Here is a 19,891-nt window from a genome sequence, read left to right on the forward strand (position 1 = left end):
GCGCGCGCGCTACCCAGCCGGTCGGCCCTCCGGCGCCGCAACGATGCTGAAACGGTCAATCGATCGGTCGGCGTGCCCACAGATGCGGGAAACGCGAGATGTAGCGGCCGAGTGCGAGCAACAAGGGCAACCCGAGCGATAGCGTGCCGACGATCCAAACCAGTTGAGGTAGGGCCGACCAGAGTCCGGAGACGGCCCCCACCCTGACCTGGCCCACCAGGATCGTTAATTGCAAGCCGGCCGTGATCAGCATCAGGGGCCATGACACCGCCAGATGGCTGATCCATAGCCAGCGTGGCCCGATGCGCCGCACGCGGATATAGCCGTACATGCCCACCGCGCCCAAGCCCAGCAGCAACGGAAACGTGAACGCGACCAGCCGATAAGGCGAGGTGGTCGAACCCGACAGCACCAGCCGCAGCGCCAGCGATCCCAGCACCAGCGCCGTCAGCGCCACCAGCGCGAAGAGCAGCCACCACGCGGTGCTGGGCCGCTGCAGCGCGCCCGGTACGACGATGGCGCTGCGTGGGGCGGCATAAGCTTGTTCGATCGGGTCCATGCGCAGGTCCAGAAGGGTCGGCGCCAGCCTAACAAGCCTCATGCGTGCTTGCCGCGAGCACAGGAGCGCGGCGGCCGGCCAGCCGGCGCGAGCGCAATGACCATGCCGCTGGGAATCTGGGTATCCGAGTGCGCGATGCGGCGCTTGGCCCGATCGTCAGAACCGCAGGAAATACGGAATCGCCGCCAGTACCGCCCCGATCAGCACCATCGCCCAGTTGTTGGAGACGAAGTACGGAAAGGCCATCAGGCCCAGCCCGCACAGCAGCGGCACCGGGGCGCCCTGGCGCTTGCCGTACATGAAATAGCCCAGGCCTATCGAGCCGAACAGCAAGCCCCACCACAGCGACGCTGTATTCATCCGACGAGCCTCCCGGAACCGGCCTCAAAGGGCATCCTACGCCTGCTTGGGTTCGGCCCCCTACGGACCCATAATTCGCGCATGGACATTCATTCCGACAATCCCGATCACGGCTTCCAGTTCCCCGGCACCTTCGAGCTCAGCGCCATGGGCACGGCCGAGGCCGGGCTGGAGCGCGAACTGCCGCGTCTGCTGATGGACGCCGGCATCGAGGTCGAGGCCGAAACCATCCAGTGGAAGCATTCCAGCAGCGGCAAGTACGTGTCGGTGCGGATCAGCTTCCGCGCCGCCGACCGCGCCCAATACGACCTGGCCCACCAGGTGCTGCGCGACCATCCGGAAGTGAAGTGGACCCTGTAATCGACGCGGTGGCGGCGGTGTTGGGCGGCGATCGTGGCCCGCCGGTGGCGCAGCTGCGCGACCTGGGCCGTCAGCCCTACGAGCCGGTCTGGCGCGCGATGCAGGCCTTCACCGACGCCCGCGATGCCGACACCCCCGACGAGCTGTGGCTGGTCGAGCACGACCCGGTGTTCACCCTGGGTCAGGCCGGCAAGGACGAGCACGTGCTGATGCCGGGCGATATCCCGGTGATCCACGTCGACCGCGGCGGCCAGGTGACCTACCACGGCCCCGGCCAGATCGTGCTGTACCCGCTGCTGGACCTGCGCCGGCTCAAGGTCGGGGTGCGCGAGTACGTGGACCGGATCGAGCAGGCGGTGATCGACACCCTGGCCGAGTGGAACATCGAGGGCGCCCGCAAGGACGGCGCGCCGGGTGTCTACGTGGCCGGGGCCAAGGTCATGGCCCTGGGCATCCGGGTCCGGCGCGGCTGCACTTTCCACGGCCTGGCCTTCAATATCGCCATGGACCTGTCGCCCTATCAGCGCATCAATCCCTGCGGTTACCAGGGGTTGCAGGTGACCTCGGTGGTAGACTTGGGTGGCCCGTCCGGGCTGGACGCGGTCAAGCCGGTGCTGGTGGACCAGCTGGCCCGGCAATTCGGCCTGACGGTGGAAACCGCCGAGCCGTTGAGCTTCTGATTTCCCTGCTTCCGTTCGCGGGAGCACGCTTTACGTCATTAGTTCCGCTAGTGGAACCAATGCTTGATTTCCCTTCTCCCGCATGCGGGAGAAGGTGCCCGAAGGGCGGATGAGGGCGCGCGAATCCGCCAGCCGCCGCGATCGTCGCGGTGCCTGCCCTCACCTCAGCCCTCTTCCGCCCCAGGAAGAGGGGGCCAAACGACAAGAGTTCACGCAGCGCCATGACCGATCCCGCCTCCAAGACCATCCCGCTCACGGTCGTCAGCGGTGGCGCGCCCGACGCGCCGGCGGTGCTGCAGTCCACCACCATGACCCCGGGCGCCAAGCAGTTGGGCGGCGACAAGATCCAGCGCTCGCCGGTGCAGTTCGTCGACGCGCCGGTGCTGCGCAAGCCGTCCTGGATCCGGGTGCGCATTCCCTCCGGCAATTCGGTCGCCCAGCTCAAGGCCAAGCTGCGCGAGAACCGCCTGGTCACGGTCTGCGAAGAGGCCAGCTGCCCGAACATCCACGAGTGCTTCAGCCACGGCACCGCGACCTTCATGATCCTGGGCGAGGTCTGCACGCGGCGTTGCTCGTTCTGCGACGTCGCCCACGGCCGCCCCAAGCCGCCGGACGCAAGCGAGCCGGCCAACCTGGCCCGCACCGTCGCCGACATGGGCCTGAAGTACGTGGTCATCACCAGCGTCGACCGCGACGACCTGCGCGACGGCGGCGCCCAGCACTTCGTCGACTGCATCAAAGCGGTGCGCAGCGAAAGCCCGCGCACCAAGATCGAGATCCTCACGCCCGACTTCCGCGGCAAGGGCCGCATGGAGCGCGCGCTGGAGATCCTCAACAGCAATCCGCCGGACGTGTTCAACCACAACGTCGAGACCGTGCCGGACCTGTACGGCAACGTGCGTCCGGGCGCCGACTACCAGTGGTCGCTGACCCTGCTGCAGAAGTTCAAGGCCCAGCATCCCGAGGTCGCGACCAAGTCCGGCATCATGCTGGGCCTGGGCGAGACCATGGAGCAGGTCCAGGCCACGCTGCGCGACCTGCGCGCGCACGACGTCGACATGATCACCATCGGCCAGTACCTGCAGCCGACTCCGCACCACCACCCGGTGCTGCGTTACTGGACCCCGGAAGAGTTCAAGGAACTCGAGCTCTACGGCATGGCGCTGGGCTTCACCCATGTCGCCTCCGGCCCGCTGGTGCGCTCGTCCTACCACGCCGACCGTCAGGCCATCGAAGCCGGCTTCGCCGCCGCCTGATCGCGCGGTCCGGCGCTCGGCGCGCCGGGTATGATCGCCGGCGACGATAGGGCGTCGCCATACCCGGCTACCGGCCGGCGCTCGCGGCTTCGCGCCAAAACCTGCTGTCGGCGCACCAAACGCGTGCCGCAGCCGGCGGCGACTTCCGACATTGGCAGCAGCGTCAGCAGGCCCTGGCCGCGCACGCGCGCGGTCCGGTGTCGCTGAACCTGGCCGCGCGCCGCGCCGAACTGGCGCGCCTGGGGCCGCCGCCGCAGGCCGATGCCGAGCTGGCCGAGGCGGCCGCGGTGCTGGCCGACGACGCTGCCGCGCCCTGACCGTCAGCCCCATTCCGGCCCGTCCTGCGTTCATTTCGATGAGCGCCGGCGCGGCTTCGTAACGGTCGTCTAACGCTTGTGCTCGCGAACCTGAACGCCATCCGCCCCCGGATGCCCGAAACCGTTACCGCCGCGCGTGACAGGCACGGCAACTTTCGGCACTGTGGGCTTGTCCAATTCCGCTACATCCTCGACGCCTAGGCCAAGCTCGGCCATGAAGACACCCGCGATGACCGCCAAGACCACTTTGTTCGCCTTCATGCTGACCGCCCCGCTCGCGCTGCTCGCGCGTGCCGATGCGGGCGGCGCCCCGAACGCCCTGACCAACGCGCCGACCGCCGACCAGGCCACCGCCGCCAAGCTGGTCTACGGCGTGTTGTCCGACAGTCGCTACGCCTACCGTCCGCGCGCGCTCGACGACGCGCTGTCGGCGGACATGCACAAGCGCTATCTGGAATCGCTGGACGCGGGCAAGCAGTACTTCACCGCCCAGGACATCGCCAAGTTCGACGCCTACAAGACCAAGCTGGACGACGCCATCCGCGGCGGCGACCTGAGCCCGGCGTACGCGATCTTCGCCACCTTCAAGCAGCGCGTCGACGAACGCGTGAACTACGCACGCGCGCTGCTCAAGCAGGACATCTTCAGCTTCGACGGCAGCGACCGCTTCGAATACGACCGCGAGAAGGCGCCCTGGGCCGCCGACACCGCCGCGCTGGACACGCTGTGGCGGCAGTCGGTGCGCAACGACTGGCTGCGCCTGAAGCTGGCCGGCAAGAAGCCCGAGGACATCCGCAAGACCCTGGACAAGCGTTACCAGAATCTCGCCAAGGGCTTCTCCGAGCTCAAGAGCGAGGACGTGTTCCAGACCTTCGTCAACAGCTACGCCAACGCGATCGATCCGCATACCGACTACTTCACTCCGAAGTCGGCCGACAACTTCAACATGACCATGTCGTTGTCGCTCGAAGGCATCGGTGCGGTGCTGCAGAAGCAGGACGACGTGGTCGCGATCCGCGAGATCGTGCCCGGCGGTCCGGCCGGCAATTCCGGCAAGATCAAGGCCGGCGACCGCGTGGTCGCGGTCGGCCAGGGCGACAGCGGCGCGATGGAAGACGTGATCGGCTGGCGCATCGACGACGTGGTCGCCAAGATCCGCGGCGCCAAGGGCACCAAGGTGCGCCTGGACGTGATCCCGGCCGAGGCCGGCCTGGACAGCAAGCCCAACCGTCTGGTGCTGGTGCGCGACAAGGTGCGTCTGGAAGACCAGGCCGCCAAGTCCGAGATCATCACCATTCCGGCCGCGGGCGACGCTCCGGCCAAGCGCATCGGCGTGATCAAGCTGCCGGGCTTCTATCAGGATTTCGAAGGCCGTCGCAAGAACAACGCCGACTACGCCTCGGCCACGCGCGACGTCAGCAAGCTGCTGACCAAGCTGCGCGCCGACAAGGTCGACGGCGTGGTCCTGGACCTGCGCTACAACGGCGGCGGTTCGCTGGACGAAGCGATCGAGCTCACCGGTCTGTTCATCGACCGCGGCCCGGTGGTGCAGGTGCGCCAGTCGGGCGGCCGCATCGAGGTCAACGGCGACGACGATTCCGGCATCGCCTGGGAAGGTCCGCTGGCGGTGCTGATCAACCGCGGCTCGGCCTCGGCTTCGGAAATCTTCGCCGGCGCTATCCAGGATTACGGTCGCGGCCTGGTCATCGGCGAGACCACCTTCGGCAAGGGCACCGTGCAGAACATGCTGGACCTGGACCGTTGGCCGGCCAACGAAGGCCCGCGTTTCGGTCAGGTCAAGCTGACCATCGCCCAGTTCTTCCGCGTCAGCGGCGGCTCGACCCAGAACAAGGGCGTGGTGCCCGACCTGGCCTTCCCGGCCTCGGTCGACGCCAGCGAGTACGGCGAGAGCACCTACGACAACGCGCTGCCCTGGACCAAGATCGCGCCGGTGCCGCACGTGCGCTACGGCAACTTCGCGCCGCTGCTGCCCAAGCTGTCGGCGCTGCACGACAGCCGCGTCGCCGCCGACAAGGAATTCCAGTGGTGGTCGCAGGACGTGACCGAGTTCCGCACCGAGCGCGCCAAGAAGTCGATCACGCTCAACGAGGCCGAGCGCCGCGCCGAGCGCGATCGCGACGACGCCAAGCGCCGGCAGCGTCAGGCCGAGCGCAAGACCATGGGCCTGGACCTGGATCCGCTGGCCGACGACAACGGCGACGACGGCCTGCAGTCGAGCGAGCGCAACCTGGCCCAGGAAGTGGCGCGCGAGAAGGCCGCCGAGAAGCGTCCTGACCCGCTGCTGCGCGAGTCCGCGACGATCCTGGCCGACGCGGTGCGTCTGCTCAACGACGACCGTCAGCTGTCGGCGCAGGTGCTGCCGACCGCGAACAAGCCGGGGCACTGGGCCGACTGAGCCCGCCGCGACGGCGATGCATCGCGAAGGCGCGCCCCGCAAGGGCGCGCCTTCGTCGTTTCGGGGTCGGTGAACGGCCCAGAAACCCGCGCTGACGCGGATGCGGGCGGGGTGCAAGAATCGGATATCGCGCCCGTGCCGGCGGCCCTAACCTGCAGGCCATGAACGCCATGACCCCGATCCGCGATCTCACGCCCCTGGACAAGCTGGACCAGGCCCGCGCCTTGCTCGACGCCGGCGAGCCGACCCTGGCCGATCTGGCCAGCGCCGTCGGCATCAGCGCCTCGCACCTGCAGCGCCGCTTCAGCGCGCGCTTCGGCATCAGCCCGGCCGAGTACCTGGCCCAACGCAAGCTGGGCACGCTGAAGTCGGCGTTGCGCGAAGGCAGCGACGTCAGCGCCGCGCTCTACGACGCCGGCTACGGCTCGCCCTCGCGCGTGTACGAGGGCGGCGCGGCGCGCCTGGGCATGACCCCCGCGCGTTACCGCGCCGGCGGCGCCGGCGAGCAAATCCGCTGGAGCCTGGCGCGCACCGCGCTGGGCACGGCCCTGGTGGCGACCACCGAACGCGGCGTGTGCATGGTGGAGCTGGGCGACGATGCGGCGGCGCTGGAAACCAAGCTGCGCGCCGAGTTCCCGCAGGCCCAACTCGAGCGTGTCGATGCCGGCCGCGACGAGTTCCTGGCGCCGCGCCTGCGCGCGGTCGCCGACACCCTCGGCGGTCAGGCCCATGCGGTGTCGGTGGACCTGCTGGGCACGGCCTTCCAGAAGAAGGTGTGGGACGCGCTGATGAAGATCCCGGCCGGGCAGACCCGCAGTTACGCGCAGGTCGCCGAGGCGATCGGCGCGCCCGGCAGCGCGCGCGCGGTGGCGCGCGCCTGTGCCGGCAACCGTGTCGCGGTGGTGGTGCCCTGCCATCGGGTGGTGCGCGGCGACGGCTCGCTGGGCGGCTACCGCTGGGGTCTGCCGCTCAAGGAAAAGCTGTTGCAGCGCGAACGCGCGGCGTAGCCGGACTGGCGCGGGCAGGGCGATCGCGGCTCACGCCGCTCCCACAGGGAGCAAGTACGACGCGTCTAACCCAGCTTGGGCCTTCTGTGGGAGCGGCGTGAGCCGCGATCGCGTCACCCACTCGCCGCCGCAGACACCGCAACTGGCAGCCACCCGGCTACCGCGTCCTGCGCATCCCCAGCCTACTTGCGCCGACGCGTCGCCTTCGGCGCATCGCGCGTCGGCAGCTCCAGACCATGCTTGACCACATCGAACACCAGATGGGTTTCGTAACGCCGGATATTGCCCTCGTCCAGGAACAGCCGGTCGGCGACCTGGCGGCAATGGGCGACGCCGGTGGTGGCCAGGATCACCAGATAGTCCCACTGCCCGGCCAGCACGTAGCACTGCTGCACTTCGGGGGCGGCGCGCATGCGCGCGTAGAACGCGGCGTGGCGGCTCGCCGATTCGCGCTCCATCGTCACCCACACCGCGGCCAGGGTGCTGCCCAGGGCGATCGGGTCCAGCAGCGCGACCTGGCGCAACAGACCGTGTTTGCGATAGCGGGTGAGGCGGCGCTGCACCGCGCTGGGCGACAGGCCGATCTCGTCGCCGAGCGCGGTCAGGGTGGCCGAGGCGTCGCGCTGCAACAGCCCCAGCAATTTGTGGTCGAGTTCGTCGAGCGCGAGGGGGGCGCGGGCCATGCAAAAATTTTGCGTTCAAGCGGGCGAATTTTCAATCGCCTGTCTGCGCCCGCGGCTAGTCTGAATGGGTCGAACCACCCGAAGAGCCGCATGCAGCGCCTCGCCCCCCACTTGCCCCCAGTCCGCGCCGGCCTCGCGCGCTACGCCGTAAGCGTGGCCGCGCGCGCGGATATCGCCGCCATCCATGCCCTGATCCGCGAGCACGGTCCCAATCCGTGGAACTACCTCGCCGAGCCGGCGCTGTCCCAGCACCTGCGCGCGATCGGCGACGGCGTGGATGCGGTGCTGGCCCGTCTGGACGGGGCGCTGGTGGCGGCGATCACCTACGCCGACAGCGACGACTTCGCCTGCTACCAAAGCGCCGGCCGCGAACGCGCGCGCCACGGCTGCATCGGCGAGGCGGTCGTGCATCGCGACCATCGCGGCGCCGGCCTCGGCGCGCGCCTGCTGCGCGAGGCGATGGCGCAGTTGCGCGCGCGCGGTCTGCGCGAGTGCTATGCCGAACGACACGAAGAGAACGCGGGGTCGGCTGGCATGATGCGCAAGGCCGGCTTCGTCGTCGTCGATACCTTCCACGACCCCGTGCGCCGCAACGTCGGCAGCTGCCGCACCGCGGTCTGCGTGCACCGATCCGACTGACGCCGCTTCTCGCCCGCCACCGATACGCCCCTCTCCCTTCCTCCCCTCGGAATCACCACCGCATGAGCGTCGCATCACCCACCGCAGCAAGACTGGCCCCGGGCGCGATAGCGGTCGCGCTGGCCCTGGCCTCGGTCTACATCCTGTGGGGCTCGACTTATCTCGCCATTCGTTTCGCCTTGGAGAGCTACCCGCCCTTCATCCTCGGCGCGCTGCGCATGTTCATCGCCGGCGCGCTGATGTACGCCGTGCTGCGTTGGCGCGGCGCGACCCCGCCCACGCGCAAGCAATGGCGCACGCTATGGGTGCTGTCGATCTGGATGGTGCTGCTGTCCAACGGCCTGGTGAACCTGGCCGAGACCGAGGTCGGTTCCGGCCTGGCCGCGATCGCGGTGGCGTCGATGCCGCTGTTCGCGGGCGTGTTCGCGATGCTGCGCGGCCGGCATCCGTCCAAGATCGAATGGATCGGCCTGGTGATCGGTTTCCTCGGCGTGATCTGGCTCAACGCCGGCAGCGCGCTGTCGGGTTCCACCCTGGGGCTGGTCTGCCTGATCGTCGCGCCGATCGCCTGGGCCTGGGGCTCGATCTGGAGCCGCGACCAGGACCTGCCGTCGCCGTTCATGGCCGCCAGCGCGCAGATGCTGACCGGCAGCGTGTGGATGCTGGGCGCGGCCGCGGTCACCGGCGAACGCATGAGCGCGATGCCCAGCGCCGGCGCGACCGGGGCCCTGCTGTACCTGGTGGTGGCCGGTTCGATCTTCGGCTTCACCGCCTACATCTGGCTGCTGCACCACGTGCGTCCGGCGCTGGCCACCAGCTACGCCTACGTCAATCCGCCGATCGCGGTGCTGTTCGGCGTGCTGCTCGCGGGCGAGCGTTTCAGCTCGCACGATCTGGGCGCGATGGCGGTGATCCTGGTCGGCGTGGTCATCATCACCCTGGCCAAGGCGCGCGCCGCGCGCACGCCGGTCGCGCCGACGCCGAACGAGCCGCCGGCATGAACGCCGCGCAGGCGGAAGGGCGGCGCGGGCTGTGGATCGCGGCCGCCTCGTTCGTGCTGTGGGGGCTGATGCCGCTGTACTGGCACCTGCTCAAGGCGGTGCCCTCGCTGCAAATCGTCGGCCACCGCATCGTCTGGAGAGCGGTCATGGTCGCGGCCTGGCTGTCGTGGAAGCAGGGCGGCGCCTGGCTGCGCGATGTGCTCGCGCAACCGCGCAAAGCCGCGATGCTGGCGCTCAGCGGCGTGCTGATCGCATTCAACTGGGGCCTGTACATCTGGGCGGTCAACGCCGGCCACGTGATCGAAACCAGCCTGGGCTATTTCATCAATCCCTTGGTCAACGTGGTGCTGGGCGTGGCCCTGCTGCATGAGCGCATGAACCGCGTGCAGTGGCTGTCGGTGGCGATGGCCGCGGCTGGCGTGGGCTGGTTGACCTGGCAGTACGGACAGGCGCCGTGGATCGCGATCGGATTGGCGCTTTCGTTCGCCGCCTACGGATTGATCCGCAAACTGGTCGCGGTGGAAGCGGTGACCGGCCTTGGCATCGAAAGCGTCTATCTGTTCCTGCCCGCGTTGGCGGTGTTGCTGTGGGGCGAAAGCCATGGCCAAGGCGGTTTCCTCGACGGCTGGGGCCTGGGCATCGGCTTGATGCTGGTGCTGGCCGGCGCGCTCACCGCGCTGCCGCTGATCGGCTTCGCCTATGCGGTGCGGCGGGTGCCGCTGTCGGTGGTCGGCCTGATGCAGTACATCGCGCCGACCCTGCAGTTCCTGATCGGCGTGCTGGTACTGCACGAGCCTTTCGACCGCTCGCGCCTGATCGGCTTCGTGTTCATCTGGATCGGTTTGCTGATCTTCGCCGGCGAGGGCGCGTGGCGCTCGCGGCGGCAGGCGGCGCAGGTGGCCTGAGGGCGAGGGGTCAGGCCTTCATCCAGTACCAGATCGCGATCGCCGCCAACGCGATCGTGCCGCCGATCCAAAAGTCCCTGCGTTGTCGCGCCGCCGCGGTTTTGCGACGCGCTTGTTCGCGTTGCATCGCGCGCTCGCGTCGGCGCGCACCGGATTCGGCTTCGCGCTCGCCGGCGTCCTGCAATAGGCGCAGGCGCTGCGCGTAGTCGATGGCGGGATCGTCACTGATGGTCGGAACGGTGTGCGCGGCAGCGCGCGCTTCGGCGCGCTCGCGCCCCTCGTCCAGGTCGCGTGCGACCTCGTCCAAGGGCAGGTCCCGACACCAGTCCGCGACGAACGGCGCCGGATCGGCGCGGCGCAGCCGCAGCGCCAGCGCGAGGACCGCTTGCGGATCGGTCTCGAACATATGCAGCGGCAGCGCGTACAGGCCGTAGTCGGTGTGTGGCGCAGGCGTGGACTGCCGCATCCAGAACGGGACGGAATAGCGCTGCGGATGGCGCAGACACAGGTCCAGGTAGTGGCGGACGCGCGGGCCATCGTCGTCGGTGGAGCGTTCCGTGCGCAAATTCAGGCCGACCACGTCCGACCATGGGATGTCGCCGATCAGGACTGTGCGTAAACCGCGCTCGTCCAGGCTCAGGTGCGGCCCCGAGTGCAGCACCGCGATCAGCCAGGGCAGCAGCAGGGCCCAGGCCCCGGCCAACACCGGCAGCAGCACCAGCACCACGCCCCATCTGCCTTCCAACATCGCGCCCGGCAACGAGGTGGACAGCATGCCCAGGACGGCTGCGGCCAGCAGCGCGCTGGTCCGGTGCATCTGCGCATCCAGCCGTTGCGTGCATGGGATCTGCGTGAGTTCGGCTTGCTCTTGCACGCGCGGCGCTCCCCGCTGCCCGATCGGCGCCAGCCTAGCCGATCCCGCGGCTGGCATGTTGGGTCATTCGATGTAGTCGATCAGGAAGTAACCGGCCACGATCAGCAGCAGATAGGCGACGACCATGGCCCGGGTTAGCGATCGCCGGCGCGCGATGTCGTCCGCGCGCCAGGCCCGCTCACGGCGTAGGCCTTGAACATGTTGGCGCTCGTAGGAGGCGGCGCGGCGTTCGCCCGAGTCCTGCGACTCGCGCAATCGTTGCGCGTAGGCGGCCGCGTCCTGTCCAGCGGGTTGCGGCGCGTCGCTGGGCGCTGCGCCGCTGAGCGCGACAGGCGCGAGACCGCGATCGCGCAGATGCGCGGCGACCTCGTCCAGCGGCATGTCGGGGTTCCAGCCTTCCACGAAGGGCGCCGGATCGGCGCGGCGCAAGGTCACCGCCAGCGTGTAGAGCGTTCGCGCCTCCACGTCGAACAGGCTCAACGGCACCCAGATCAGGCCGTAGTCGGAGCGCGTGGAGCGCATCGGCGGTCTCATCCAGAACGGGGCGCGATAGCGCTCGGGGCGGCGCAGGCACAGCTGCAGGTGGTGGCGCGGCCTCAGCGTGAAGTTCGCCCGCGAGTAGCAGGTGTACAAGTGCAGGCCGACGATGTCGGACCAGACGATCGCGCCGGTGAACACCGTGCTCAGGCCGTGTTCGTCCAGTGTCAGATGGGGGCTGGGTCGCAGGCTGGCACGCAGCAGGGGCAGGAACGACAGTCCGATCGACGCGAACACCAGAGCCGGCCAGCCGGTGCGCCAATGGCCTTTCAGCAGTTCGGGTACGAACAAGACCAGCATGGCCAGGATAAGAATCGTGCCGACCAGAAACGGTCCGCGTCGAAACCGGCCGCGCAGCTGTCGGACGCGCAGCGCGTGGGTGAGGTCGCGATCGGCTTCCATGCGCGGCGGTCCCGGGGTGTATCGAGTGGCGCCAGCCTAGCCGATCCTCCCGCCGCCGCCGATACCGGCCCGGCGCAAGCGCCTGCGGAACGGCGAACCTGACCCACAAAAACGAACGAGGCGCCGCGAACGGCGCCTCGTCGTGTCACCCGTTGGCGGCGCGCTCAGGCCGCGCGCAAGGCCGTGGTCACCGGCAGTCGCGCCGCGCGCAGGGCCGGGAACAGGCCGCCGACCAGGCCGATGCCCAGCGCCCACTTCAGGCCGCTCCACAGCAGCTCCGGCGAGACTTTGAACTGGAACACCACCTGGCTGAAGTTCGCGCCCAGGGTGGACACCTGATAGCCATTGAAGATCAGCCAGGCCAGGGCCGCGCCTAGCAGGCCGCCCAGCAGCGCCAGCAGCATGGTTTCCAGCATCACCGCGATCACCACCGGAACGCCGCGGAAGCCCAGCGCGCGCAGGGTCGCGATCTCGCGCGCGCGTCCGGCGACGGCGGCGTACATGGTGTTGAGCGCGCCGAACACCGCGCCGATCGCCATGATGGTGCCGATCACCGTGCCCAGGATCTTGATCAGCTTGGTCAGGCCCTCGGATTGCTTGGCGTAGTAATCGTGGGTGGTCTGCACGTCCAGCTTCAGGCGCGGATCGGCGGCCAGTGCGGCCTTGAGCTGCTTGAAGCCGTCCTTGCCGGCCAACTTTACGGTCACCGATTGGAACGCGGTGCGTTGGTAGGTCGAAGCCAGCACTTCGCCGTCCGCCCACAGTTCGGAGTCGTGCGAATCGCCGGCGGCGAAGATGCCGACCACGGTCCAGTTCTGGTTGGCCAGCTCGATCTGTTTGCCGACTTCCAGCCCGCGGAACTGCTTGGCCGCGCCCTGGCCCGCGATCAGTTCGCGCAAGCCCGCGCCGAACTTGCGGCCCTTCACCATCTTGACGTTGGGCCGCAGCGACCAGGCTTCGCTGCCGACGCCGCGCAGCTGCGCATTGGCGTCGCTGCCGTCGCTGACGGTGGGCAGGTTGATCACTTGCGACAGCTCCGGCGAGACCTGGGCGCGGCCGTTGCCGTCCTTGGCGATGCCGGCCAGGGCCGAGATCAGCGGGACCTGGTCGCGGGTGATGACCGAGTTGGTCTCGGCCTGCGAACCGCCGCGCAGGATGATCGCGGTGTCGTCGCTGCCGGTCTGCTTGAGCGTGTTCTGAAAGCCTTCGCCCATCGCCAGCATCGCCACCAGCACGCCGACCACGCCGGCGATGCCGATCACGATCACCGAGGACGCACCCCAGCGCTGCGGCAGGCTGGAGATGCCCACGCCCGCCACGGCCAGCGTCTGTTGGCCGCGCTTGCTCAGGAACAGCCACAGCAGCAGTGCCGCGACGATGGCGAGCACGGCGTACCAGGGCAGGAACACCCACACGCCGAGCGCGGCGAGCAGCAGAACCACGATTCCGACATTGATCAGGAACTTAATCATCGTGATTTCTCCTTAGCGGCCGGCCAATGCATCGACGATCTTCAAGCGCATACCGCGCAGCGCCGGCATCAAGCCGACCGCCACGCCGATCACGATCATGAGCCCCAGTCCGACCAACCAGGTCTGCGGCAGCACGGTCGGCAGCTGGATGATGCCGCCGCTGGCCGCGCTCACGCCCGGCATCAGCAGGGCGGCGATGCCCAGGCCGAGGGTGCCGCCGATCACGATCAGCAGGATCGATTCGGTCAGCACCAGCGCCAGCACGCTGCGGTCGCTGAAGCCGATGGTCTTGAGCACCGCCAGCTCCGGAATACGCTCGCGCACCGCCTGGGCCATGGTGTTGCCGGTCAGCAGCAGCAGGGTGAAGAACACCGCGCCCATGATCGCGGTCACGATCAGGCCGATGTCGGCGAACTGCTTGGCGAAGGACTGGTTGAAGGCCTGTTCGGTCTGGGTCTTGGTCTCGTGGTCGGAGTTCTCCGACAGCGCGTCGATGCCCTTGGCCACGCGGGTGGCCTGATTCACATCGCTGAGCTTGACCATGTACCAGCCGACCCGGCTTTTGACGTAGTCGTTGGACTCGTCGAAGTATTTCCAGTGGAACAGCAGCTGGTTCTCTTCGCCCTTGCGCTTGCTGTCCTTGATCTCGAAGATCGCGCGCAGCTTGAGCGGCCAGTCGTTGCTGCCCTTGGTCGGGAAGATCGTGGCCTGCAGCGGGATGGTGTCGCCGACCTTCCAGCCGTGGCGCTTGGCCAGCGAGGCGCCGACGATCGCGCCTTGGCGATCGGCCTTCCAGGCTTTGACCTGGTCGGCGGACACCACGTATTCCGGATACAGGTCGAGGTAGTCGGGGCTGACCGAGAAGTTCGGGAAGAAGTTCTTCGGGTCCTGATAGATGCCGCCGAACCAGGCCGCGTAGGCGACTTTCTTCACCCCCGGCTGGGACTCGATCTGGGTGAGCAGGTTGTAGGGCAGCATCTGCGTGATCGACAGGCGCGAGGCCACGACCAGGCGGTCGGCGCCGGCGACGCTGCCGCCGGAGTTGAAGGCGACGCGGACCGAGTCGAGCATGCCGAACAGCAGGAACGCGGCCACCACCGACAACAGGGTCAGCAGGGTGCGGGTCTTGCTGCGGAACAATGCGGCCCAGATCAGGTGCAGGTATTTCATGTCTGCTTTCCTTTAGGTGTTTCCTTCTCCGCGCGGGAGAAGTGGCTCAAGGAGCGGATGAGACCCGGTGCGAGGCGCGGGCCGCGCTGCGCGCCGGCCGTCGACCTGTCCCTCTCGAACGGAGAGGGCGCGCGGATCTCAATGCGCGCCGCCGTCGGCCGCGAGGGTGCCCTTGTCGAGATGGATCGTGCGGCGCGCGTGATCGGCGGCCTTGGGATCGTGGGTGACCATGACGATGGTCTTGCCGTGGTCGCGATTGAGCGATTGCAGCAGGGCCAGGATCTCCTCGGCCGCCTGACGGTCGAGGTCGCCGGTGGGTTCGTCGCAGATCAGCAGGGTCGGGTCGGACACGATCGCGCGCGCGATCGCCACGCGCTGCTGCTGGCCGCCGGACAATTCGTTCGGGCGGTGCTTGCCGCGTTCGGCCAGGCCGACCAGCTGCAGTGCGATTTCGGCGTTGCGCTTGCGCTGGGCGGCGTTGAGCTTGGTCAGCAGCAAGGGCAGCTCGACGTTCTTCTGCGCGGTCAGGGTCGGCATCAGGTTGTAGAACTGGAACACGAAGCCGACGTTGTTGCTGCGCCACTGCGAGAGCTGGCCGGCGCTCATGCGGTCGATGCGCTGGTTGTCAATTTCGATCTCGCCGTCGCTGGGGTTGTCCAGGCCGCCGATCAGATTGAGCAGGGTGGTCTTGCCCGAACCCGACGGGCCCATCAGCGCGACGAAGTCGCCCTTGGGAATGTCGAGGTTGATGCCATGCAGTACTTCGACCTTTTCGGGGCCGCGTTGATAGGTCTTCTTGAGGTTGCGGATCGAAACCAGCGTATCCATCTTGGACTTCCTCGCAATTGTGAAACCGGGATTCGGGAGTCGGGATTGGGGATTCGCAAAGGCGGCATCGGCTTCAACCCATCCCGAACCCCGAATCTCGAATCCCCGCTTTAAACCTTATTCGCTGCTTGAGGCGGAATCGTCACCGGCCGATTCCACGGCCACACGCACGCGCGCGCCGTCTTTCAAATCGTCCGGCGGGCTCAGCACCACGGTCTCGCCGCCGGCCACGCCCTGGGTGACCTCGCGGTCGTCGCCCAGGCTGCGGCCGAGCTTGAGCGCGCGCTGCCGGACCTTGTCTTCTTCGACCACGAAGGCGACGTCGCCGCCGTCGCGCTGCACGATCGCGGCGCTCGGCACCAGCACGCCGGGCTTGGGCTGATTGGCCGCGACCGGCTTGGCCGCTTCCAGGAAGCTCACGCGCACGCCCATGTCGGGCACGATGCGCGGGTCCTTGGTCTTCAGCGCGATGCGCACCTTGACCGTGGCCTTGCCGCGGTCGGCGGCCGGAATGATCGCGATCACCTCGGCCGGGATCTTCCAGTCCTGATAAGCGTTGAGCGTGGCCTCGACCGGCATCTTCGGCTGCACGCGGCCGATGAAGGCCTCGCCGACGTCGACTTCGACTTCCAGCGAGTCCATGTCGACGATGGTGCCGATGCCGGTGCGGGTGAAACCGCCGCCGGCCGACAGCGGCGACACGATCTCGCCCGGCTGCGCCGCCTTGGCGGTGACCACGCCGGCGAACGGCGCGCGCACCACGGTGTTGTCCACGCCCAGGTCGGCGATGCGCAGGCGGCCGCCGGCGACCTTGGCGTTGCGCTGCGCGGTCATCAGTTGCGCGCGCAGCGAATCGCGCTGCGCCACGGCCTGATCGTATTGCGAGCGCGACACCAACTGCTGCTTGACCAGGGTGGACAGGCGGGTGGCGTTGATCTCGGCTTCCTTGAGCTGGGCCTGCACGCGCACGGTGTCGCTCTGCGCGGCGCCGAGTTGCGCATCGGCCAGCGAGCGTTCGGCGTCGGCGTCGATCGGGTCCAGCGTGGCCATGATCTGGCCGGCTTCGACGCGCTGGCCTTCCTCGATCATCACCTCGCGCACCTTGCCGGTGATCTTGGCCGAGACCGTGGCCATGCGGCGCGCGACCACGTAGCCGGTGGCGTCCAGCACCGAGGTGCTGCCGCCGCCGTTGCCGATCGCCACCGCGGTGGCGGTTTTGACTTCCGGCGCGTTGCCGCGGCCGAACACCGCCCAGCCGGCGACGCCCAGCACCGCGATCAGGCCGACCGCGCCCAGCGCGAGCCACAGCCCGCGTCCTGAGCCGGACGGCGGCGGCGGAGCGCTGCGGTCGATGCGGAGTTCCTTGAGCAGATCGGCAGAGGTCGACATATCCCAACCAGACGAAAAAGTTTGCCTAGTGTGACCCTAGGCTGTTCGAGCGCCAACCTGCCGGAAGTCAGAATCTGTCAGCAGACGGGCGCCGCGGCGCTAGGTCGCGGTGCTGCCGGCGGCGGCGATCATCGACTGCAGCGCCCCCAGGTGACGTTCCAGCGCGGCGCGGCCGGCCGCGGTCATGCGGTACCAGGTCACGGGTTTGCGTTCGACGAAGTCGCGGCGCAAGGCGAGATAGCCGGCCTCCTCCAGGCGCCGCAGCTGCGCGCCGAGGTTGCCGTCGGTGAGCTGCAGCTGCTGCTTGAAGGCGGCGAAGCTGATCTCGTCGTGGCGCATCAGCAATACCGCGATCGCCAAGCGCACGCGGTGCTCGAATTCGGGATCGAGAGCCGCGAGCGCCTTCATCGCGGCGCTCCGCTCCCGCGCCGCATCGCCGACAGACCGGCCCAGGTCAGCGCCGCCGCGGTGGCGACGCCGGCGAAAGTCCAGGCATAGGGCGGCGAGAACAGCATCATCGCGGCGTAGGCGACGTACATGATCAATCCGCTCCACAGGATCGGACGATCCAGATGCACGCCCGCCAGCGCATAGGCGGTGCCGCCGATCAGCAGGAAGTTGGCGACGCCGGCATGGATCTCGACGCGGCCCAGGGCGATCGGCAGCCCGGTCAGCAGAAACGCCACGCCGGCCACCAGCCAGTGATAGCCGTAGCGCCTCCCGCTTTCCTTGTCGATCACGCCGTTGCGGCGGCCGTGGCGCATCCCTAGCCAGACGCTGAGCAGGCCGCCGCCGATACCGGCGAAGAACCAGTAGGGCGCGGCGATCCGCGGCGCCCAGTCCGGCAGGCAGAAGCCGATCAGCACCAGCAGCGCCCACAGGAAATAGATCGCCGGCACGCCGGGCGGACGCTCGTGGTGGCGCACGGCGCGGGCGACGTAGTCCAGGTTGCTCTGCAGCTCGTCTTGGGTCATGGCGGTGGGGCCAGTGGGCGGGTAATTACAAAGTACTCTGAAATTCAGAGTAAAGCAACCAAGGCCAACGCCGCTGGAGCGGAGCGTCGGCGCAGGCCCGAATGCGGGCTCAGTATCAGTAGGCGTTCGCGTTCGGACTGAAACGCACGTTGACGGTCACGTCCACGCAGGCGTTGACCGGCAGGTTCACTCCCGCGATCGCCACCGAGGTGTCGCCCAGGTTGCCGCCGGTGGCCGGGCAGCTGCCGCCGCCCGAGCCCACGCAGGCCCACGGCCCGGTCAGGGTCACGCCGCTGGGCAGCGGATCGCTGATGGTGGCGCCGTTGGCGCCGTCGGGCCCGGTCGGGTTGCAGGCCTGGATCGTGTACGTGGCGATATCGCCGGGCGTGTAGGTGGTGACGTTGCCGGGCTGGGTCTTGGTGATGGTGAGATCGGCGCACATCGGATCGACCGTGGCGCTGGCGCTGTTGTTGGCGCTGCCGCCCGGCACGGGAGTGGTGAAACCTGCCTGTGCCGCCACGCCTTCGCCCAGCGGCGCATTGGTCGCGATCGAGGCGTTGTTGGTGATCACGGCGCATTGGGCCGCGCCCAGGGTCGCGTTGATGGTGTAGGTAACCGTGCCGCCCGCGACGCCGCCGGTGCCGGCCGGCAGGGTCGCGCTGCCGGAGATCGCGCCGCTGCCGCTGGCGGCCGAACACACGCCGCCGTTGCTGCCCGCGCAGGTCCAACTGGTGAAGGTCAGGCCCGCCGGCACGGCATCGGTGATCGTCGCGATCGCATCGTGCGCGGTGGTATCGCCGACCGTGGGCTTGGCGGTGTTGTTGGTGTAAGCGACGGTGAATTGGGTGGTGCCGCCCGCGGGCGGGGTGGCGTTGCCGCTGTTGGTCTTGGTGGTGCGCAGGTCGACGTCGTTGTCGAGGATGGTGAGCGTGGCGGTGTTCTGCACCGTGGCGCTGCCGCAGGAGGTGGTCGAGGCCAGGGTGTAGGCGGCGGCGTTGGGCAGCACCTGCACCAGCACGGTCTCGTTGTTCTCGATCACGCCGTCGTCGATGATGGTGATCGGGATCGGGAAGCGGTTGTCGTCGTAGGTGCCGGCGGGAATCGTCACGTTCACGTTGCCGCCGTTGATGAGGTAATCGCCGCCTGCGGTTGCGGTGCCGCCGGTGACGTTGACCAGCACGGTGATGCCGCCGGCCGGCACGGTGCCGGTGATGCGGATGGTCGGCAGCGAGGGCACGGCCTGGGCTTCGCGGGTGGTGTAGCTGACCGGATCGAATTCCAGATACGGGCGCAGGGTGACCTGGATGTCGTCGAGGAAGTTGCCCGCGGCGCCGCCGCCGACGGCCTGGAAGCCGAAGTTGTGGTTACCACTGGTGCCGTTCCAGTTGAAGCTGCCCGAGTAGTCGGCCCAGCCGTTGCCGCCGGCGGCCACGGTGCAGCTGATGTTGTCGACGTTGCCGCTGTCCACGCAGACCGGAATGCCGCCGGCCACGGTCGTGCTCGACAGCACCGCGACCGTGTTGGCCGTGCTGTCGATGTTGAAGTTCATGACGTCGGGCGTGATGTTGCTGTTGCGGCCGCGGTGGCTGAGCCGCCAATCCACGCGCTCGCCATTGGTGAGGCAGATGGTCTGCGACAGGCGCGAGGGGGTGTAGGCGTTGAGCTCGGCGTGCTGGTCGCCGGCGCGCGGCGGCACGCTGCTGAAGGCGGGGCCGCGCCAGATCTCGACCGGGCCGTTGATGCTGGCGCCGTTGGTGACGCCGGCCAGGGAGCAACTGCCGGTGGCGAGATTGCTGGGGTGGTCGGTGGCCCAGCCCGGAACCAGGCCGACCGGCAGGATCAGGAAGCAGTTGCTGCCGGTCAGCGCCGGCTGCTCGAACCCCAGATTGACGAAGGTGCGCTGGACCTGCGCGCTGGCGTCGGGTGCGAACGCCGCCGCGGCCACGGCCAAGCCCAATGCGCCGAGCCGGCGCGTTGCGTGATCCAGCATTCCCCTTCCTCCTTGAACCCGGCGCCAGGGCGCTGGTGCCGGCGATGCGAATCTGCAGCGGCCGTCGTCAGC

The 19,891-nt window shown here is 68.6% G+C and carries 20 protein-coding genes; 8 read left to right on the forward strand and 12 right to left on the reverse strand.

The genetic code is table 11. The features are described from left to right. Window positions 1–55: 55 nt before the first annotated feature. Both ASE35_RS08875 and ASE35_RS08880 read right to left on the reverse strand, forming a co-directional pair. Window positions 56–559, reverse strand: a complete 504-nt coding sequence (locus ASE35_RS08875) for a hypothetical protein (RefSeq protein WP_057163617.1) — start codon at window positions 557–559, stop codon at window positions 56–58. A 156-nt stretch (window positions 560–715) separates the two neighbouring features. Continuing rightward, window positions 716–919 carry a hypothetical protein gene (locus ASE35_RS08880; RefSeq protein WP_056178292.1) on the reverse strand — a complete coding sequence of 68 codons (204 nt, stop codon included), beginning with the start codon at window positions 917–919 and terminating at the stop codon, window positions 716–718. Window positions 920–1,000: 81 nt separating this feature from the next. Here ASE35_RS08880 and ASE35_RS08885 point away from each other — a divergent pair, with 81 nt between their 5' ends. The 5 genes from ASE35_RS08885 to ASE35_RS08905 all read left to right on the forward strand — a co-directional run bounded on the left by ASE35_RS08885 (window position 1,001) and on the right by ASE35_RS08905 (window position 6,955). Further along, a complete protein-coding gene (locus tag ASE35_RS08885) occupies window positions 1,001–1,279 on the forward strand; it encodes a DUF493 family protein (protein ID WP_056178294.1) in 279 nt (92 codons plus the stop codon). After that, window positions 1,279–1,959 (forward strand): lipoyl(octanoyl) transferase LipB, encoded by a 681-nt coding sequence (gene lipB / locus ASE35_RS08890; RefSeq protein WP_157489390.1) that lies wholly within the window; start codon window positions 1,279–1,281, stop codon window positions 1,957–1,959. The genes ASE35_RS08885 and lipB overlap by 1 nt, the downstream gene beginning before the upstream one ends. Before the next feature lie 221 nt (window positions 1,960–2,180). After that, window positions 2,181–3,215 carry a lipoyl synthase gene (gene lipA, locus ASE35_RS08895; RefSeq protein ID WP_056178299.1) on the forward strand — a complete coding sequence of 345 codons (1,035 nt, stop codon included), beginning with the start codon at window positions 2,181–2,183 and terminating at the stop codon, window positions 3,213–3,215. 546 nt (window positions 3,216–3,761) lie between these two features. Beyond that, entirely contained in the window at window positions 3,762–5,948 is a 2,187-nt protein-coding gene (locus tag ASE35_RS08900) for a carboxy terminal-processing peptidase (protein ID WP_157489391.1), read from the forward strand. A 161-nt stretch (window positions 5,949–6,109) separates the two neighbouring features. Further along, the gene (locus ASE35_RS08905) at window positions 6,110–6,955 is read left to right on the forward strand and encodes a methylated-DNA--[protein]-cysteine S-methyltransferase (protein WP_235570034.1); all 846 of its coding nucleotides are present in this window, start codon (window positions 6,110–6,112) and stop codon (window positions 6,953–6,955) included. A 182-nt stretch (window positions 6,956–7,137) separates the two neighbouring features. Here the strand turns inward: ASE35_RS08905 and ASE35_RS08910 are convergent, their stop codons facing one another. Further along, window positions 7,138–7,638 (reverse strand): Lrp/AsnC family transcriptional regulator, encoded by a 501-nt coding sequence (locus tag ASE35_RS08910; protein WP_056178304.1) that lies wholly within the window; start codon window positions 7,636–7,638, stop codon window positions 7,138–7,140. 90 nt (window positions 7,639–7,728) lie between these two features. On the opposite strand from ASE35_RS08910, the gene ASE35_RS08915 reads away from it, so the two are divergent. The 3 genes from ASE35_RS08915 (at window position 7,729) to rarD (ending at window position 10,183) form a co-directional block, all read left to right on the forward strand. Next, window positions 7,729–8,277, forward strand: a complete 549-nt coding sequence (locus ASE35_RS08915) for a GNAT family N-acetyltransferase (RefSeq protein ID WP_082611198.1) — start codon at window positions 7,729–7,731, stop codon at window positions 8,275–8,277. A 62-nt stretch (window positions 8,278–8,339) separates the two neighbouring features. Next, a complete protein-coding gene (yedA, locus tag ASE35_RS08920) occupies window positions 8,340–9,278 on the forward strand; it encodes a drug/metabolite exporter YedA (protein ID WP_057163619.1) in 939 nt (312 codons plus the stop codon). After that, window positions 9,275–10,183 carry an EamA family transporter RarD gene (gene rarD, locus ASE35_RS08925; protein ID WP_057163620.1) on the forward strand — a complete coding sequence of 303 codons (909 nt, stop codon included), beginning with the start codon at window positions 9,275–9,277 and terminating at the stop codon, window positions 10,181–10,183. Before yedA ends, rarD begins: the two co-directional genes overlap by 4 nt. A gap of 10 nt (window positions 10,184–10,193) precedes the next feature. Here rarD and ASE35_RS08930 read toward each other — a convergent pair whose 3' ends face one another. The 9 genes from ASE35_RS08930 to ASE35_RS08970 form a co-directional block, all read right to left on the reverse strand. Further along, window positions 10,194–11,000, reverse strand: a complete 807-nt coding sequence (locus tag ASE35_RS08930; protein WP_057163621.1) for a hypothetical protein — start codon at window positions 10,998–11,000, stop codon at window positions 10,194–10,196. 120 nt (window positions 11,001–11,120) lie between these two features. Next, window positions 11,121–11,996 (reverse strand): hypothetical protein, encoded by an 876-nt coding sequence (locus tag ASE35_RS08935; RefSeq protein ID WP_057163622.1) that lies wholly within the window; start codon window positions 11,994–11,996, stop codon window positions 11,121–11,123. Between the two features lie 164 nt (window positions 11,997–12,160). Next, window positions 12,161–13,468 carry an ABC transporter permease gene (locus ASE35_RS08940; protein WP_057163623.1) on the reverse strand — a complete coding sequence of 436 codons (1,308 nt, stop codon included), beginning with the start codon at window positions 13,466–13,468 and terminating at the stop codon, window positions 12,161–12,163. 12 nt (window positions 13,469–13,480) lie between these two features. Next, a complete protein-coding gene (locus ASE35_RS08945; protein ID WP_057163624.1) occupies window positions 13,481–14,638 on the reverse strand; it encodes an FtsX-like permease family protein in 1,158 nt (385 codons plus the stop codon). A gap of 138 nt (window positions 14,639–14,776) precedes the next feature. Then, window positions 14,777–15,466, reverse strand: a complete 690-nt coding sequence (locus ASE35_RS08950; protein ID WP_056178317.1) for an ABC transporter ATP-binding protein — start codon at window positions 15,464–15,466, stop codon at window positions 14,777–14,779. A 117-nt stretch (window positions 15,467–15,583) separates the two neighbouring features. Next, complete coding sequence (locus tag ASE35_RS08955; protein ID WP_057163625.1) at window positions 15,584–16,855, reverse strand: efflux RND transporter periplasmic adaptor subunit; 1,272 nt, start codon at window positions 16,853–16,855, stop codon at window positions 15,584–15,586. A gap of 99 nt (window positions 16,856–16,954) precedes the next feature. Beyond that, window positions 16,955–17,263: a transcriptional regulator gene (locus tag ASE35_RS08960; RefSeq protein WP_056178321.1), complete on the reverse strand. Its 309-nt coding sequence runs from the start codon at window positions 17,261–17,263 to the stop codon at window positions 16,955–16,957. Further along, the gene (locus tag ASE35_RS08965; RefSeq protein WP_056178324.1) at window positions 17,260–17,829 is read right to left on the reverse strand and encodes a hypothetical protein; all 570 of its coding nucleotides are present in this window, start codon (window positions 17,827–17,829) and stop codon (window positions 17,260–17,262) included. Before ASE35_RS08965 ends, ASE35_RS08960 begins: the two co-directional genes overlap by 4 nt. Window positions 17,830–17,944: 115 nt before the next feature. Further along, window positions 17,945–19,819 carry a Calx-beta domain-containing protein gene (locus tag ASE35_RS08970; RefSeq protein ID WP_157489373.1) on the reverse strand — a complete coding sequence of 625 codons (1,875 nt, stop codon included), beginning with the start codon at window positions 19,817–19,819 and terminating at the stop codon, window positions 17,945–17,947. Window positions 19,820–19,891: the final 72 nt, after the last annotated feature.

Source organism: Lysobacter sp. Root916, assembly GCF_001429785.1.
Lineage (GTDB): Bacteria > Pseudomonadota > Gammaproteobacteria > Xanthomonadales > Xanthomonadaceae > Lysobacter.